Source organism: Pelagibius sp. 7325 (genome assembly GCF_037652055.1).
GTDB lineage: Bacteria > Pseudomonadota > Alphaproteobacteria > Kiloniellales > Kiloniellaceae > Pelagibius.
This window is the reverse complement of the sequence record NZ_JBBKAH010000002.1, coordinates 756639-772237: the sequence shown is the minus strand read 5'-3', so window position 1 is coordinate 772237 and position 15599 is coordinate 756639. Positions and strand designations below refer to the sequence as shown.

12 protein-coding genes and 1 tRNA gene are annotated in these 15599 nt (G+C 69.3%); 8 read left to right on the top strand and 5 right to left on the bottom strand.

All coding sequences use genetic code 11. The annotated features are described in order from the left end of the window. Positions 1-39: 39 nt before the first annotated feature. The 4 genes from WDC82_RS05570 to WDC82_RS05555 all read left to right on the top strand — a co-directional run bounded on the left by WDC82_RS05570 (position 40) and on the right by WDC82_RS05555 (position 5898). Complete coding sequence (locus WDC82_RS05570; protein ID WP_340116265.1) at positions 40-1689, top strand: carph-isopro domain-containing protein; 1650 nt, start codon at positions 40-42, stop codon at positions 1687-1689. A gap of 5 nt (positions 1690-1694) precedes the next feature. Further along, positions 1695-3302: a heme biosynthesis HemY N-terminal domain-containing protein gene (locus WDC82_RS05565; RefSeq protein ID WP_340116264.1), complete on the top strand. Its 1608-nt coding sequence runs from the start codon at positions 1695-1697 to the stop codon at positions 3300-3302. Positions 3303-3491: 189 nt separating this feature from the next. Next, a tRNA-Thr gene (locus tag WDC82_RS05560) sits at positions 3492-3567 on the top strand. A 222-nt stretch (positions 3568-3789) separates the two neighbouring features. Further along, the gene (locus WDC82_RS05555) at positions 3790-5898 is read left to right on the top strand and encodes a family 16 glycosylhydrolase (protein ID WP_340116263.1); all 2109 of its coding nucleotides are present in this window, start codon (positions 3790-3792) and stop codon (positions 5896-5898) included. On the opposite strand, the gene WDC82_RS05550 is transcribed toward WDC82_RS05555, so the two are convergent. Continuing rightward, on the bottom strand, positions 5895-6761 hold the full coding sequence (locus WDC82_RS05550) for an isocitrate lyase/PEP mutase family protein (protein ID WP_340116262.1): 867 nt from the start codon (positions 6759-6761) through the stop codon (positions 5895-5897). The genes WDC82_RS05555 and WDC82_RS05550 overlap by 4 nt on opposite strands. 209 nt (positions 6762-6970) lie before the next feature. Here WDC82_RS05550 and WDC82_RS05545 point away from each other — a divergent pair, with 209 nt between their 5' ends. Then, positions 6971-7609 (top strand): hypothetical protein, encoded by a 639-nt coding sequence (locus WDC82_RS05545; protein WP_340116261.1) that lies wholly within the window; start codon positions 6971-6973, stop codon positions 7607-7609. 70 nt (positions 7610-7679) lie between these two features. Here WDC82_RS05545 and WDC82_RS05540 read toward each other — a convergent pair whose 3' ends face one another. Continuing rightward, positions 7680-7970 (bottom strand): DUF1330 domain-containing protein, encoded by a 291-nt coding sequence (locus WDC82_RS05540; protein WP_340116260.1) that lies wholly within the window; start codon positions 7968-7970, stop codon positions 7680-7682. Between the two features lie 166 nt (positions 7971-8136). Between WDC82_RS05540 and WDC82_RS05535 the strand changes: the two genes are divergently transcribed. Further along, a complete protein-coding gene (locus WDC82_RS05535) occupies positions 8137-8895 on the top strand; it encodes a glucose 1-dehydrogenase (protein WP_340116259.1) in 759 nt (252 codons plus the stop codon). 72 nt (positions 8896-8967) lie between these two features. On the opposite strand, the gene WDC82_RS05530 is transcribed toward WDC82_RS05535, so the two are convergent. From WDC82_RS05530 to WDC82_RS05520, 3 genes are all read right to left on the bottom strand, one after another. After that, positions 8968-9693 (bottom strand): Bax inhibitor-1/YccA family protein, encoded by a 726-nt coding sequence (locus WDC82_RS05530; protein ID WP_340116258.1) that lies wholly within the window; start codon positions 9691-9693, stop codon positions 8968-8970. Between the two features lie 170 nt (positions 9694-9863). Beyond that, a complete protein-coding gene (locus WDC82_RS05525) occupies positions 9864-12458 on the bottom strand; it encodes an FtsX-like permease family protein (protein WP_340116257.1) in 2595 nt (864 codons plus the stop codon). Continuing rightward, entirely contained in the window at positions 12455-13207 is a 753-nt protein-coding gene (locus tag WDC82_RS05520) for an ABC transporter ATP-binding protein (RefSeq protein WP_340116256.1), read from the bottom strand. Before WDC82_RS05520 ends, WDC82_RS05525 begins: the two co-directional genes overlap by 4 nt. 453 nt (positions 13208-13660) lie before the next feature. Here WDC82_RS05520 and WDC82_RS05515 point away from each other — a divergent pair, with 453 nt between their 5' ends. Together WDC82_RS05515 and WDC82_RS05510 are read left to right on the top strand one after the other, a co-directional pair. Beyond that, on the top strand, positions 13661-14329 hold the full coding sequence (locus tag WDC82_RS05515) for an arylesterase (RefSeq protein WP_340116255.1): 669 nt from the start codon (positions 13661-13663) through the stop codon (positions 14327-14329). Between the two features lie 15 nt (positions 14330-14344). Continuing rightward, complete coding sequence (locus tag WDC82_RS05510) at positions 14345-15559, top strand: FIST C-terminal domain-containing protein (protein ID WP_340116254.1); 1215 nt, start codon at positions 14345-14347, stop codon at positions 15557-15559. Positions 15560-15599: the final 40 nt, after the last annotated feature.

Sequence of the window (15599 nt, the reverse complement as noted above, 5' to 3'; positions counted from 1 at the left end):
TAGCCGGCAGGACAGCAGCGGGGAAGCCGACAAGAAGACATGACCACATCCGACGGGCAAAACGGCGGCAACGCCGGGGCCGGCAGCAGCGGCCCGCAGGGCGGCGACCGGAAACCCGGTCACCAGAATCCGGGTGATCAAAATCCGGGTGATCAAAATCCGGGTGATCAAAATCCGGGCGAGCACAAGCAGGGCGCTGCGGCCGAGGCGCCGGCGCTGACCATCATCGAAGCCTTCGGCGGTATCCGCCCCATGGCCAAGACGCTGGGGCTTGCCGTCTCAACGGTGCAGGGCTGGAAGGAACGCGCCGCGATCCCCGCCAACCGCCACGATCAGATCCGCGCCGCGGCGCGTGAGAACAACATCGCCATCGACGCCGAGATGCTGCGCGCCTCGGCCGCCGAAGGGGCATCCGCGCAGCCGCAGGTCATCGAGGGCGAGGCAAGCAAAGTGAACGAAGGCACCGCAGAAAAACCGGCGGAAAAAGCGGACAGGCCGGCGGCTTCCGCAGCGACCGCCGCCGCCGCAAGGGCGGCTGCCGCTAAGACCGAGCCGGGCAAGAGCGAACCGGGCAAGGGCGGGATGGGCCCGGCGGACGCGCGGCGCGATTCGGCACCCGCGCGCTCGCGCGCGTCCGGGTTCATGCCGGGCCTGGTGATCGGCGTGGTACTCGCCGCCGGCGTCGCCACCGCCACGGTGCTGACCCAGCCCTATTGGGGCCCCTTCCTGCAACCCGGCGGCGCGGTACAGAGCGATGCGACCGCCCTGGGCGATCTGCAGGCGCGCCTCGACGACCTGCAGGCGGCCTTGCCGGCTGACAACGCGGCGGCGCTTTCCTCGCTCAACGAGCGTCTGGCGACCCTGGAAGCCGCGCTGTCGCAGGGCGGCGCGCAGGACCCCGATACCCGCGCCGCGGTGGAATCGCTGAACGCGCAGCTGGCGCGCATGACCGACCGCCTCGCGGCGCTGGAGCAGGACGTCGCCTCAGCGCGTGAACTTGCCGGCGCACCTTCGTCGGAGGTGATCGACCGCCTGGGCAGCGAAGCCCAGCGTCTCGACGAGATGCTGGTGCAGCAGCGCGAGCTGGCGCAGCGTCTTGCCGCGGCGGAAGCCGATCTGGAGGCGACGACGGCGGCCCGCGAGGCGGCGCCGGGCAGCCGTGAAACCTTGTTGCTGCTGGCGGCGCTGCAGCTGCGCGACGCGCTGCAGGGCTCCGGGCCCTTCGCCGAGCCGCTCGACATGCTGAAGGCCCTGGCGGAGCAAGACGAGGCGCTGATGCCGATCATCGAACCGCTGGAACGCCGCGCGCCGGCCGGGCTGCCCAGCCTGCGCGACCTGCAGGCGGCCTTTCCCCAGGTCGCCCGCCGCATCGCCGCGATCGAGGTGGGCCGGGAAGGCGAGGGCTGGACCGCCGGCGTGCTGCGCCGCGTCGCCGAAGCGGTGAACCTCAGGCCGGTCGGCCTGGTCGAGGGTGACGCACCCACGGCCGTCGCCGCGCGCGCCGAGGTGAAGCTGAACGACGGCGACCTCGCCGGTGCGGTTGCCGAGATCGCGACGCTGGAGGGCGCTGCGGCCGAGGCAGCGGCGAACTGGCGCGCCGATGCCGAGGCACGCCTCGCCGCGAACCGCGCCGTGAGCGCGCTGGGCGCCCTGGTGGCGGAGCGTTTCTCCGGCATGGCCGGCGGCTGAAGCCCATGCGCCGCGCAATCCTCTTCGCGGTCCTCGCCGCCGCCGCCAGCCTCGCCGCCTACTGGCTGGCGCTCCATCCGGGGCAAATTTCCATCCAGTGGCTCGGCTATCGCCTGGAACCCCCGATCGGCCTGCTGGTCTTGGCCGTGCTTGCCTTCACCGTCGTGGTCATCCTGCTCTACCGTGTCATCCGCGCCATTCTCGGGACGCCTCGCCGCATCGGCCAGGCGAGAACCGACAGCCGCCGCAGCCGCGGGTACAAGGCACTCAGCCAAGGCATGGTGGCGGTCGCCGCCGGCGACGCGCAGGAGGCCCAGCGCTGGTCACGCCGCGCCGAAGACCTGCTGGAGGATCCGCCGATCACCCTGCTGCTCGCCGCCCAGGCGGCACAGCTGAACGGCGACGAGAAGGCGGCGGAGAAGTACTTCAACGCCATGCTGGAAAAGCCGGAGACACGTTTCCTCGGTTTGCGCGGCCTGCTCATGCAGGCATTGCGCGAGGGCGACCACCAGCGCGCCCTCGGCTACGTGCGCCAGGCTCATGCCCTGCGGCCGAAGACCCCCTGGGTGGTGACCAACCTCTTCGAGTTGAGCCAGCGCAGCGGCGACCTGGAGGCCGCCTCCGCGGCGTTGAAGCAGGCCGTGAAGATCAAGGCGATGGACAAGGCCGATGCGGACCACAAGGGCGCCGTCATCACCCTGGCCAAGGCCGAACGCCTGCTGGCCGAGGGCCAGAAGGAGGAAGCCTTCACCCAGGCACGGCTCGCCGACCGCAGCGATCCCGACCTGCTGGCCGCCGCGCTGCTGCACGCGCGCCTCGCCGTCGAGCGCAAGGCCTGGAAGGAGGCCGCCAAGGTGGTCGAGCGCTCCTGGCCGCGCACGCCCAGCGCCGAGCTGGCGGCGCTCTACCGCGCCGCCGCGCCGGAGGCCAAGCCGCTGGAGCAGGTGAAGCGCTTCACCCGGCTGGCGGCCCTGAACCCCAAGCACCGCGAAAGCCACCTGGCGCTGGCCGAGGCGACCCTGGAGGCCGGGCTGTGGGGCGAGGCGCGGCGCCACCTCGCCGAACTGGTGACCCTGGCGGGCGAGGACCCGCCGCGTGCGCAGGTCTGCCGCCTCATGGCCCGCCTGGAGGAGGCCGAGCGCCATGACACCGCCAGCGCGCGGCGCTGGCTGGAGCGCGCCGCCGCGGCCCCGCCCGATCCCGCCTGGGTTTGCGACAGCTGCGGCGCCGTCGCCAGCCGCTGGAGCGCCAACTGCGGCTCCTGCGGCACCTTCGACAGCCTCGACTGGCGTCTGCCGCGCCGTGTCGGGGCGCTGGCCGCCGCCGGTGATGACCTGCCGCGCATCGCCGCCAAGGCGGCACCCCCGGTGGCTCCCCCGGCCCCCCACGCCGCGCCGGTGGTCGAGTTGTCCGCCGCCGGAACGCCGCGCCTGCCGGCGGTGACCCCGCTGCCCGGCCCGCCGGACCGGGTGAAGCCGATTGCCAAGCCGGAAGGCGAGGGCGACGGTGCCCAGAGGCCCCAAGCGGCCGAACCGGCTGCGCGGCCGGCCGACGACGACGATTCCGACGCCGCGGCGGTCGAGGGCTACATGCCGCCCCGCCCCACGTCGTAAGACGGCCTTTTGAGGGCCGCGGAGGCCGCCGCGTTAACCGCGGTTTAAGGCGAAAGCCTTAGCTAGAAGCGGACTTGCGCCGTCTTATGACCGGGCGCCGCGGGTCTTGCGCAACGCGCGGCTTCGCCGTAATGTCCGCGCCCAGGAACTGCCGGGTTGCCTCAAGTCTCGAGGGGCCCCGGCCGCAGTGCCGCCTTAGCTCAGCTGGTAGAGCATCGCATTCGTAATGCGAGGGTCGGGTGTTCAAGTCACCCAGGCGGCACCATTCCTCCTCCTCCCGCGCCACTTCTCCGTTTTCCCGCGTGACGCGCGGAAGCGCCGCGCCCATTCCGCCGATCCGGGAACCCGCGCAGATTCTTGTGACATCAACGGGCGAAGTCGAAATCCGTTTACCACCTTGAATGGTTTTCGATGTTAGGCCGTCTCCCTGAAGGGGCTCTCTTGAGGGCTGGCCCGAATGTTCAACACAGGAAGCGGGAGTTCCGCCATGACGGATGTCGCCAACGCTCGGGGTGTGCTGCTTTCCTACAGCGCCACCTCGCTGCATCATTTTTCCGCCACCAACGCCGGCCCGCTGCTGGAAGGCACCGGCGAAGCGGACTCCTTCTGGGGCGACAGCGGCGTCACCACGACGCTCGCCGGCGGTCTCGGCGACGACATCTACAACATCTACTCGCGCAGCAACGCGGTGCTCGAACAGGCCGACAGTGGTACCGACACGGTCAAGACCTGGATGGACTACCGCCTGCCGGCCCACGTAGAGAACCTGGTGGTCACGGGCGACGGCCGACAGGCCATCGGCAACGCTCTCGACAACATCGTCTCCGGCGCATCGGGCTCGCAGACGCTGGACGGCGAAGCGGGTGACGACGTGCTGATCGGCGGTGCGGGCGCCGACGTTTTCGCCGTATCGCGGGGGGACGGCAGCGACCTCATCCTCGACTTCACCGCGCAGGACAGTCTGCGGCTGACTGGATTCGGCTTCTCTTCCTTCGATCAGATCACCGCCAACCTCACGCAGGACGGCGCCGACGCGGTGCTCGACCTCGGCGACGGCGAGATCCTGGTTTTCGCCGACACCGACGTCGACGACCTCGCCGCCGGGCAGTTTGCCCTGGAGGTCGACACCAGCGCCTGGACGCTCACCTTCCAGGACGACTTCGACAGCCTCGACCTCCGGACCGGCGACAGCGGCACCTGGGATTCGAACTACTGGTGGGGCGATCCCTCCGGCTCCTCGCTGAGCGGCGAAGACCAGTGGTACATCGACACCGACTACGCGCCGACCGCCGCGGTCAATCCCTTCAGCATCCACGACGGCGTCCTCACCATCACCGCCGCGCCGGCGGAGGCGGACATCCAGGCCGAAATCGGCGGCTACAAGTACACCTCGGGCATGCTGACGAGCTACTCGTCCTTCGCGCAGACCTACGGCTACTTCGAGATCCGCGCCGACATGCCGGAAGACCACGGCACATGGCCCGCCTTCTGGCTGCTGCCGGCGGACGGCACCTGGCCGCCCGAACTGGACGTCATCGAAAAGATCGGCGAAAGGCCGGACCAGTTGATCCTCACGGCGCATAGTGCGGCGAGCGGCCAGCACATCACCGAAACGCTCTATGCCGACGTCGCCGACAGCGAGGGCTTCCACAGATACGGCGTCCTCTGGGGACCGGAGGAAATCGCCTGGACCTACGACGGCGTGGTGGTCGCCACGACCGAGACGCCGAGCGACATGCACGATCCGATGTACATGATCGTGAACCTGGCGCTCGGCGGCATCGCCGGCACGCCGGGCGCCGACCTCGCCGACGGCGCGGAGATGAAGATCGACTGGATCCGCACCTATGCGCTCAGCGACGCGTCAGTGCCGGATGGCGCCAATGGCGGTGACGACACCCTCACCGGCACGGCGGCGGCGGACACCCTCGACGGCGGCGCCGGCAACGACGTCATCAGCGGTCTCGCCGGCGACGACCTGCTGCTCGGCGGAGCGGGCGACGACACACTGAAGGGCGGTGGCGGCACCGACAGCTACAATGGTGGCGCCGGCAGTGACACGATCCTGTTTACCGGCGCGCGCGCCGCCTTGCACGTCGACCTGGCCGCCGGCGTCATGACGACAGCGAGCGGCAGCGAGACCTTCGTCTCCATCGAGAACGTGATCGGCGGCAAAGCCAACGACAGGCTGATCGGCGACGCGGGTGCCAACGTGCTGCGCGGCGGCGACGGCAATGACCGGCTCACCGGCGCGGGCGGCGACGACCTGCTCGATGGCGGCGCGGGGGTAGACACCTATCGCTTCGCCAAGTTCGGCACGGCCGGCGGCGACGGTGACGACAGCATCGCCGGCTTCGCGCGCGGCCAGGACATCCTGGCTTTCGATGATGTGGTAGATGCCGACAACGACGGTGACAGCGATCTTGGCGACCTGCTGGCCGCGGTCAGCGATGTCAGCGACGGTGGGGCCGGCGGCGATGTCACCGTGGCCTTCGACAACGGCGCCTCGATCACTTTCGTCGGCTCCGGTACCGGTAGCGTCGATTCACTCACTGATTTGGTGAACAACACGGCGACGCAGATTCAGGTTTCCTAGCTGCCGCCCAGAAAGTCTTCCGTCCACATCCTGTAGTCGGCGGCCCGGGTGAGCCGCTTCATGGTGTCGGGCGTGGCGATGCCTTTCAGTTCCTTGGGCGGCGTTCCGTCGCGCAGCGCCTTCAGGGTGTCGTAGGTCGCCTGCACCGCCGCCATGATGGGTGCGTGGCTCTGCAGGCAGAGGCGCACGCCCATGCCGGAGAGATAGTCGAGGTCCGCGATCTCCGGTCCGGCGCCGCCCAGAATGAAGGGCAGCTTCACCACGCCGCGCAGCGCCTGCAACTGCTCCTTCGTCTTCACGCCGATCAGGAAGATGGCGTCGACGCCGGCGGCTTCGTAGGCGGCGATGCGGCGCATCGCGTCGTCGACGCCGGCAATCGAGACGGCCGAGGTGCGCCCGGCGATCAGCAGCTTGGGATCGCGCCGCCCGGCGAGTGCCGCGCGCATCTTCCCGGCGCCTTCCTCGACGGAGATCAGCTGCGCCTTATCGAGGGAACCGAAAGACTGCGGCAGCAGAGTGTCCTCGATGGAAAGGCCGGACACTCCGGCGGCCTCCAGTTCCTCGACCGTGCGCGTGACGTTGAGGGCGTTGCCGTAGCCGTGGTCGGCGTCGACCATCAGCGGCAGTTCGCCGGCACGGTTGATGCGGTAGGCCTGCTCGGCGAACTCGCTGAGCGTCAGCACGATGAGGTCCGGCGCGCCCAGTACGGTCAGCGAAGCGACCGAGCCGGCGAACATGCCGGCCTCGAAGCCCAGCTCCTCGGCGATGCGCGCCGAGAGCGGATCGAAGACCGAGCCGGGATGGACGCAGCGGTCGCCCGCGAAAAGGGCACGAAAACGCGTGCGGCGCTCGCTCCAGCGCATATGGCAAAGCCTCCCTGTGGTTACACGCCGCCGCCGTCGGCGCGGCGTCCGGTACGTCGTTCATCGGGGCGCGATTAAAACACATCCGCACAGGCCAAAGAATCCCCGTGAAGCGAGGCGGCTCCGGCAACCCATCTGCCGCTTTGCCTGCCCAACGCCGGGATGATTTAATGCGGTCCTTCGAGGGGGATGCTGCGGAGAAGGGAAACATGGCAATCAGGGGCGGCCTATCGGCGCTGACCGGTCTGGCGCTCGCGCTGGCCGCCTGCGGCACGTCCGGCGGCGGCTACGAAGAGTTGATGGCCGAGCGTCAAGTCGTCGGTGCCGAACGCGGCGCCTTCACCATCTGCCATGGCCACGGCTGCCGCCTGCGTTCCGAGGTTGGGCTCACCGCCCTGGAATGGCAGCCGGTCGCCGACCTCTTCGCCGAGCCGGCAGCGGAGGCCAGCATCGAGCGTCACCGCATCGCCGGCGCCATCGGTATCCTGGAGGCCGCCGTCGGCCGCAAGACCGGCACGGCCGGCGACCGTGGCGGCACCTTCAACGCCATGGGCGGCGACGACCAGATCGACTGCTACGACGAGACCACCAACACCTCGGTCTATCTGACGCTGCTGGACAAGGCCGGCTATCTCCACTGGCACAAGCTGCAGGGTTGGGCCGGACGCGGCGTGCTGATCGACGGCGCCTGGCCGCATCAGAGCGCGGTGGTCATCGAAACCGCCAGCGGCAGGGCCTACGCCATCGACAGCTGGTTCGAGGACAACGGACGCGCCGCCCACGTGATACCGCTGGAGCAGTGGCGTGCCGGCTGGAAGCCGCCCGGCTTCAGCGACAGCATTCTCTAGATCGGATCGCGCTCAGACGGCGCTACACTGGGGGTGCCTTCTGACCGTGTGGATCCGACCCTGATCTGCTCTAGACGCCGCCTTCGACCACGATCACGGTGCCCGTGGCGGTACTCAGCCGCATCGGCAGGATCGCCCGATACTCCGGCGAATTGTAGAAGCGCTCCGCCGCCGCCTTGTCGGGAAACTCCAGCACGATGACGCTGGGCCGGCCGGGCTCGCCTTCCAGCGCCGAGATGGTGCCGCCCCGCACCAGAAACCGCCCGCCGTAGGCCTCGACGACCGGGTGTGCCGCCTGGCGGTAGGCCTCGAAGCCTTCGGGATCGGTTACCGTCAATTGCGCGATAACGTAGGCTGTCATCGTGGGCCCACCCCCATTCAATAGGCGCCGCTCTATATAATAAAGTGCTGAAATATCGCTGGACAGTATCGCCGCTGGGCAGCGAAAGGTCTATGAGCGTTCCGTGCCGGAGTCGCCGGGGCCAGCGTCTTGGGGCCCAGAATTTAGCTCAGGGAGGAAAAGCGTCATGCGCCTGCAGGGAAAGGTTGCCGTGGTCACCGGCGCGGGCTCCGGCTTCGGCGCCGGGATCGCCAGGCTCTTCGCCGCCGAGGGCGGCCGGGTGGTGCTGGCCGACATCGACGGCGCGGCGGCCGAGGCGGTGGCAGCGGAGATCGACCGCGCTGGCGGCGCAGCAGTCGGCATCAAAGCCGACGTGACTGTGAAGGCCGACGTGGCGGCGATGATGCGCGCCGCGCTCGATACCTACGGGCGCCTCGACGTGGTGGTCAACAACGCCGGCGTTGCTCACCGCAACAAGCCGATGACCGAGGTGACGGAGGAGGAGTTCGACCGCATCTACGCGGTGAACGTGAAGGCGATTTACCTGGCGGCGCTGGAGGCGATCCCGCTGCTGCGTGCCCAGGGCGGCGGCTGCATCATCAACACCAGCTCGACGGCGGCGATCAGGCCGCGCCCGGGCCTGACGGTCTACAATTCCTCCAAGGGCGCGGTGAACGTCATGACCAAGTCGATGGCGGTCGAGCTGGCGCCCGACAACATCCGGGTGAACGCGATCTGTCCGGTAATCGGCGAGACGGCGCTGATGGAGACCTTCATGGGCGTGCCCGACACACCGGAGAATCGCCGAAGGTTCGAGGCGACCATTCCCCTGGGCCGTTTCTCGACGCCCAAGGACATCGCCCACGCCGCCGCCTTCCTCGCGTCCGACGAGGCGGCCTTCCTGACCGGCGTCACCCTGGAGGTCGACGGCGGCCGCTGCATCTGAGCTTCCGTTGCCCAATGCAAAAGGCCCGGAACTTTCGTTCCGGGCCTTCGTCGTTTGAGTGGGCTGGTACGGTTACTCGCGCGCCACGCCGAAGATCGACAGCAGCCAGACGAACAGGGTCACGAAGCTGCCGTAGAGGGCGAAGGCACCGAAGATCGACTTGCGGCTTTGTATCTCGCCGCTGTCGCCCTCGGCGTACATGCCCTTGATCATCTGCGTCTCGTAGGCGGTCAGGGCCGAGAAGACCAGCACCACCACGATGGACAGGATCAGGTGGAAACCACCGGACTGCAGCAGGAACATGTTCACCAGCAGCGCGATCAGGATGCCGATGGTCGCCATCGCCAGGAAGGCGCCCATGGGGGCGAGATTGCGCTTGGTGGTGTAGCCGTACAGGCTGACGCCGGCGAAGGTGGCGGCGGTGATGAAGAACACCCGCACCATGCTGTCGCCGGTGTAGAGCACGAACATGGGGGACATCAGCGCGCCCCACAGCCCGGCATAGACCCAGAAGGCGCCGTGCGCCATCGCCATCGAGCCGCTCATCATAACCCGCGGCGCGAAGAAGCCGAGGCCGAGAATGCCGATGAACAGCACCCAGCGGAACGAGCTGAAGGCGATCGCCTGCATCAACTCCGGCTGCGAAGCGATGAACAGGGCGACGACGCCAGTAAAGGCGACGCCCAGCGCCATGTAGTTGTAGACGCCGAGCATGTACTTGCGCAGGCCCTCATCAATCTGCCCAACGCCGGCCTGGGTCTGCGTTTGGGCCATATATCTGCGGTCACCGAGAGCCATCTAAAGCACCCTTTCGTTATGTTGCGCGGACAGGGCCGCGCTCTCCCTTTATCTCGTATGGTAATATTGGGAGTTCCCAGAGGCGAATCAACCCAATTATCGCACGGATTGTGCGTAAATTTTGCCCAAAAATCAGCGCGCTAAACCACAGGTTTGCCATGTGGTTTTGGCTATTCGTTGCGCAGCAGGGGCGCCGCCTTCTGGCCGAGCGCCCGCCAGGTGCCGACGAAGCCGAAGCCGACGGTGATGGCGGTCGCGAGCAGGGCGGTGACGATCACCGCCTGCGGTAGGAAGACGAAGTCGGCCTGCATGATCTCGGTCAGCACCAGAAAGGCGGCCAGGGTGCCGATCGCGGCGGCGATGGTGGCGGTGACCAGGCCCAGGAGGCCGTATTCCAGCAGGAAGGCCTGGGCGAGGCTGGCGCGGGTGGCGCCCAGGACCTTCAGGACCACGGAATCGTAGACCCGCCGGTGGTGCCCGGCGGCGACGGCGCCGGCCAGCACCAGAACGCCGGCGACCAGGGCGACGGCGGCGATGGCGCGCACCGCGACGGCGATCTGCGCGATCAGGGCGCCGACCTGCTCCAGGGCTTCCTTCACGCGAATGGAGGACACATTGGTGAAGCGGTCGGTGACGGCGATCTCCAGCGCGTCCTCGGTCTCCGGATCCGCCTTCACCGTGGCGATGTGGCTCTGCGGCGCCTGCTCCAGCAGGCCGGGCGAGAAGATCATCACGAAGTTGATGGTGAGACTCGCCCAGTCGACCTCGCGCAGGTTGGCGATGGTGACATCCACGTTGCGGCCCAGGATGTTAATGGTCAGTTGATCGCCGGGCCCGATGCCCAGTGCGTTGCCGACCTCGTCGTGCAGCGAGACCAGCGGCGGGCCGTCGTAGTCGGGCGGCCACCAGTCGCCGGCGGTGATGCTGTCGCTGGCCCGGGGCTCGCGCATCCAGGTCAGGCCGCGGTCGCCGCGGAACACCCATTGCACGTCGCTGGGAATCTCCATCTCGCTGGGCGGCACACCGTTCACGGCGGCGATGCGCCCGCGCAGCATCGGCACCTGCTGCAGCTCGGTGACGCCGGGAAAGCTCTCCACCAGGGCGTCGAACTCGGCGACCTGGTCCGGCTGGATATCAATGAAGTAGAAGCCGGGCGCCTCCTCCGGCAGGCTCTGGCGCACCTGGCGCGTCAGGTTGCCTTCGATGAGGGCGATCGTCACCAGCACGGTGAGCCCGAGGCCCAGCGACATGACGACCGAGGCGGTCGGCGCGCCCGGGCGGTAGAGGTTGGCCAGCGCCAGACGCAGGCCGGGCCGGCGCGGCCGCGGCAGGCGGCGCGCGGCGGCGATGATGGCGACGGCGGCGAGGCGGAACAGCAGCAAGGCACCGATCGCACCGACGACGAAGAAGAAGGCGAGGCGCCGGTCGGCGGCGGTGAAGATCGCCAGTGCGGCCAGCAGGCCCCCGAAAAGGATCAGCGCCGGCAGGGTGCTGCGCAGCAGCGCCGCGCTCGTGCCGGAAGGCGCGATGAGGTCGCGGAACAGGCTGGCGGCGGCGACGCTGCGCGCCTTGGCCAGCGGCCACAGCGAGAAGGTGATGGCGGTCAGCACCCCGAAGGCGGCGGCGACGGCCAGCGGCACGGGATAGATCCCGACCTCGGCGCGCCAGCCCAGGGCGTCGCCCAGGACGCCGGCGGCGAGGTAGGTCGCGCTGGCGCCCAGCACCAGGCCGATGGCGATGCCGACGAAAGCCAGCGCCAGGATCTGCGCCATGTAGACCTGGAAGATCAGCCGCCCCGGTGCGCCGAGGCACTTCAGCGTGGCGATGGTTGCCGTCTTGCCGTCCAGGTAGCTGCGCACCGCGTTGCCGACGCCAACGCCGCCGACCAGCAGGGCGGTGAGGCCGACCAGGGTCAGGAACAGGGTCAGTCGGTTAATGAAGCGGCCGATGCCGGGTGCCGCCTCGGTGGTATCGCGGATGCGCCAGCCGGCCTCGGGGAAGCTGTCTTCCAGGGCGGTGCGCATCGCCGCCGGCGTCACGCCGGCATCGAAGCGCAAGCGGTAGTGGTGCTGGATCAGGCTGCCCGGCTGCACCAGGCCGGTGTCGGCGAGGCTGTCATGGGCGACCATGAAGGTCGGTCCCAGAGTGAAGGCGCGCGAGGTGCGGTCCGGCTCGCGCTCCAGCACCGCCGTGATGCGGTAGTCGATGTCGCCGACACGCACCAGCGCGCCGGGCTGAACATCAAGTCGGCGCAGCAGGCTGGGATCGATGGCGGCGCCCCAATGGCCGTCGCGCTTCTCCAGCGCGGAGGACAGGTCGCCCGCCGGCGTGATCTCCGCGGCACCGAACAGCGGGTAGAGCGAGTCGACGGCGCGCAGTTCGACCAGCACCCGGCGTGCGCTCCCGCCGTCGCTACGGGCCTCTGAGGCCCTGGCCATGGCGCGCATCTCGGCAACCTGGGAGACGTCGGCGCGGCTGTCGAGGAAGGCGAGCTGGCGGGCGTCGGCGGCGACGTGCGTCAGGCGCAGGTCCATGTCGCCGCCCAGCAGGATGCGTCCGTCGCGCTGCAGTCCCGTCAGCAGCGAGTCGGAGACCGAGCCGACGCCGGCGATGGCGGTGACGCCGAGGGTCAGGCAGGCAAGGAAGATGCGAAAGCCCTTGAGGCCGCCGCGCAGCTCGCGGCGGGCGAGGCGCAGGGCCAGCGGCCAGCGGCTTTGCCGACCGGCGCCGGCCGCGCCGGCCGCGCTTTCCGCCAGGCTGCTCACAGGCCGGCCGCGCTGGCAGCCGGATCGCCGTATTTGGTGCCACCGTTTGCCACGTCATCGACGATGAGGCCGTCCAGCAGCTTCACCGAACGGGCACAGCGCGCAGCGAGCTGCGGGTCGTGGGTGATGAGGACCAGGGTGGTGCCGTGCTCGGCCTGGAGCTGGAACAGCAGTTCGATGATCTGCTGGCCGGTCTCGCCGTCCAGATTGCCGGTCGGCTCGTCGGCCAGCAGCAGGTCGGGGCCGGGCGCGAAGGCGCGGGCCAGGGCCGTGCGCTGCTGCTCGCCGCCCGACAGCTGGCCCGGATAATGGGTCAGGCGGTGGCCGAGGCCGACCGCTTCCAGGCACTCGGCCGCGCGCTCGAAGGCGTCGTCGCGGCCGGCGAACTCCAGGGGGATGGCGACGTTCTCCAGCGCCGTCATGGTCGGCACCAGGTGGAAGTCCTGAAACACGATGCCGACCGAATCGCGCCGGAAGCGGGCAAGCGTGTCCTCGTCCAGGCCGTTGAAGCGCGTGCCGCCGACGGTGACCGCGCCTTTGCTGGCGCGCTCCAGCCCGGCCACGATCATCATCATCGATGATTTCCCCGAGCCCGAAGGGCCGACGACGCTCACCGTCTCGCCTCGCCCGATCACCAGGTCGAGACCGCGCAGGATGTGCACCGGCCCGGCGGCCGACGGCAGGGTGAGTTCCACCCCGTCGAGCTCGATCATGATTGTCGCGGCGGTGCCGGAAGAAGGCCGGGACATGGCGGCGGTGGCCCGGGCAGGGACGGGGTCGTGCGGGGTCATGGATCGCCTTTGTTGTACGGCCTGGAAGGCATATGGACCGATTGGCGGGGATTTCAACGCGTTGACGCGGTGCCCTCGGGCGATGCCGGCGGCGGCGGTCAGCCCCTCATTGGCATGCGATACCTTTAGATGGGGCTACCGGGAGAGCGGGGTGCAGTCCGCCTGCCCACGGTCCCCTCCCGTCGGAAAATTCAATGACTTCAAGCCTATGCTAGGCTGTGGAGCGCTTTTGTCCACTGGCTATGGCGCGGCCGCTGGCCGCCCGGCCCGGCCCACCCGGCTTGATCCCCGGACACGAAGGCCTTACTTCTTGAAAAGACTGAGTTCTCCTTCGGGCCGCCCTGCAAACGGGGCCTGATACCCGCCACAGGCTGCAGGATGCGATTTTCCACCCAGATCTCTTGCTTGCGAATGACCGGCCCGGCCGGGCTGCTGGGCCCGGTGCTCGGGTTGTTGCTGGCCGCGGCCTCTCCGGCGGCGGCGGAGCCGGTGCGCCTTATGGCCTTCGGCGACAGCCTCACGCACGGCTACGGCCTGCCGGCCGGCGAGACCTTTCCGGACCAGTTGGAGGCGGCTCTGAAGGCCGACGGTCTCGACGTCACCGTGCTCAATGCCGGCAACTCCGGCGACACCACCGCCGGCGGCCTGGCGCGCATCGACTGGGCGCTGGCAGACGACCCCGACGCGGTGATCGTGGAACTCGGTGCCAACGATGGCCTGCGGGGCCTCGATCCGCAGGCGACCTACGAGAATCTCGACGCCATCCTGGCAAAGTTGACCGGCGAAGGCCTTCCGGTCCTGCTCGCCGGCATGCTGGCACCGCCCAATCTGGGCCGCGAGTACGGGGAGGACTTCAACGCGGTCTACCCCCGCCTCGCCAAGCAGCATGACGTGCCGCTCTATCCCTTCTTTCTGGACGGTGTCGCGGCGGACCCCGCGCTGAACCAGGCCGACGGCATTCACCCCAATGCCGCGGGCGTGGCGGAGATCGTCGCGCGCATCAAGCCCCACGTCGTCCGCCTGCTGGAGGCCAAGAACCTGGCACAACGGCCGGATGCGGGCGACGCTGCGGGCAACTAGGGGAACGCCAGCGCCATGACTCTCCTCTCCAGCCTGCACAGCGGCGCCCAGCGCGCCGGGCGCTACAAGGCGGCGCACGCCGCGCTGGAGGAGAGCGACGGCGCGGCCGGCGGCCAGTCTTGGGCCGCCGTTGCCAAGGCCTGCCTGGACGCGCTGGGCGAGCTGCCGGAAGGGGCCAACCTGGGCTTCGTCTACGCCACCGACGTGCTGGCCGACGACCTTGGCAGCATCGTCACCTTCCTGCGAGAGCGCACCGGCATTCCGCGCTGGGCGGGAACCGTCGGCCTCGGTGTGGTCGCCAACGGCATCGAATACTATGACCGTCCCGCCCTCTCGCTGCTGGTCGCCGCGCTGCCGGAGGACGCCTGCCGGACCTTCGGGCCGCTCACCGCCGCGCCGGCGGCAGGCGGTTTCCAGTCCTTTGCCGCCGCGCACGGCGCTTGGATCGCTCGCCACCGCCCGATCCTCGGGGTGGTGCACGGCGATCCGCGCAACCCGGCGATCATCGAGATTGTCGAGGGTCTCGCCGCGACGACTTCGGCTTTCCTGGTCGGCGGCCTCACCGCCTCGGAGCACGATCTGCCCCAGGTCGCCGGCGACGTCGGCCGCTGCGACGTGGGCGACGGCGGGCTGTCAGGCGTGCTGTTCAGCTCCGAGCAGATGGTGGTCACCGGCCTCTCCCAGGGCTGCTCGCCGATCGGCGATGAGCACCGGGTGACCGAGATCGGCGGCCCGGGCGTGGTCGCCATGATCGACGGGCGACCGGCGCTGGACGTGCTCCGCGAGGAGGTCGGCGAACTGCTGGCGCGCGATCTCCGGCGCATCGCCGGCTACATCTTCGCGGCGCTGCCGATTCCCGGCAGCGACACCGGCGACTACCTGGTGCGCAACCTCATCGGCATCGACCCCGGGCGCGGCTGGCTGCAGGTCGGCGCCGAGCTGCGCGCCGGCGACCGGCTGAAATTCTGCCGCCGCGATCATCAGACCGCGCAGGCCGACCTGAAGCGCATGCTGGAAGACCTGCGCGAGCGGGCCGGCGGCACGCCGCGTGGCGCGCTCTATTTCTCCTGCGTGGCGCGCGGTCGGCATCTCTTCGGCCCGAATTCCGAGGAACTGCAGTTGATCCGTGAGACTTTCGGGGATATGCCGCTCACCGGCTTCTTCGCCAACGGCGAGATCTGCAACAACCGGCTCTACGGCTACACCGGCGTGCTCACGCTGCTGCTGTAGGGCGCTCTGTCTTTATCACGGCCGCCGCCGGTCGGGCGCG

Bases quoted from the DNA above. Each gene is read 5' to 3' on its own strand.
- WDC82_RS05545 (WP_340116261.1), top strand. From the start codon at position 6,971: ATGGCAATCAGGGGCGGCCTATCGGCGCTGACCGGTCTGGCGCTCGCG.
- WDC82_RS05535 (WP_340116259.1), top strand. From the start codon at position 8,137: ATGCGCCTGCAGGGAAAGGTTGCCGTGGTCACCGGCGCGGGCTCCGGC.
- WDC82_RS05565 (WP_340116264.1), top strand. From the start codon at position 1,695: ATGCGCCGCGCAATCCTCTTCGCGGTCCTCGCCGCCGCCGCCAGCCTC.
- WDC82_RS05550 (WP_340116262.1), bottom strand. From the start codon at position 6,761: ATGCGCTGGAGCGAGCGCCGCACGCGTTTTCGTGCCCTTTTCGCGGGC.
- WDC82_RS05520 (WP_340116256.1), bottom strand. From the start codon at position 13,207: ATGTCCCGGCCTTCTTCCGGCACCGCCGCGACAATCATGATCGAGCTC.
- WDC82_RS05530 (WP_340116258.1), bottom strand. From the start codon at position 9,693: ATGGCTCTCGGTGACCGCAGATATATGGCCCAAACGCAGACCCAGGCC.
- WDC82_RS05510 (WP_340116254.1), top strand. From the start codon at position 14,345: ATGACTCTCCTCTCCAGCCTGCACAGCGGCGCCCAGCGCGCCGGGCGC.
- WDC82_RS05515 (WP_340116255.1), top strand. From the start codon at position 13,661: ATGACCGGCCCGGCCGGGCTGCTGGGCCCGGTGCTCGGGTTGTTGCTG.
- WDC82_RS05570 (WP_340116265.1), top strand. From the start codon at position 40: ATGACCACATCCGACGGGCAAAACGGCGGCAACGCCGGGGCCGGCAGC.
- WDC82_RS05540 (WP_340116260.1), bottom strand. From the start codon at position 7,970: ATGACAGCCTACGTTATCGCGCAATTGACGGTAACCGATCCCGAAGGC.
- WDC82_RS05555 (WP_340116263.1), top strand. From the start codon at position 3,790: ATGACGGATGTCGCCAACGCTCGGGGTGTGCTGCTTTCCTACAGCGCC.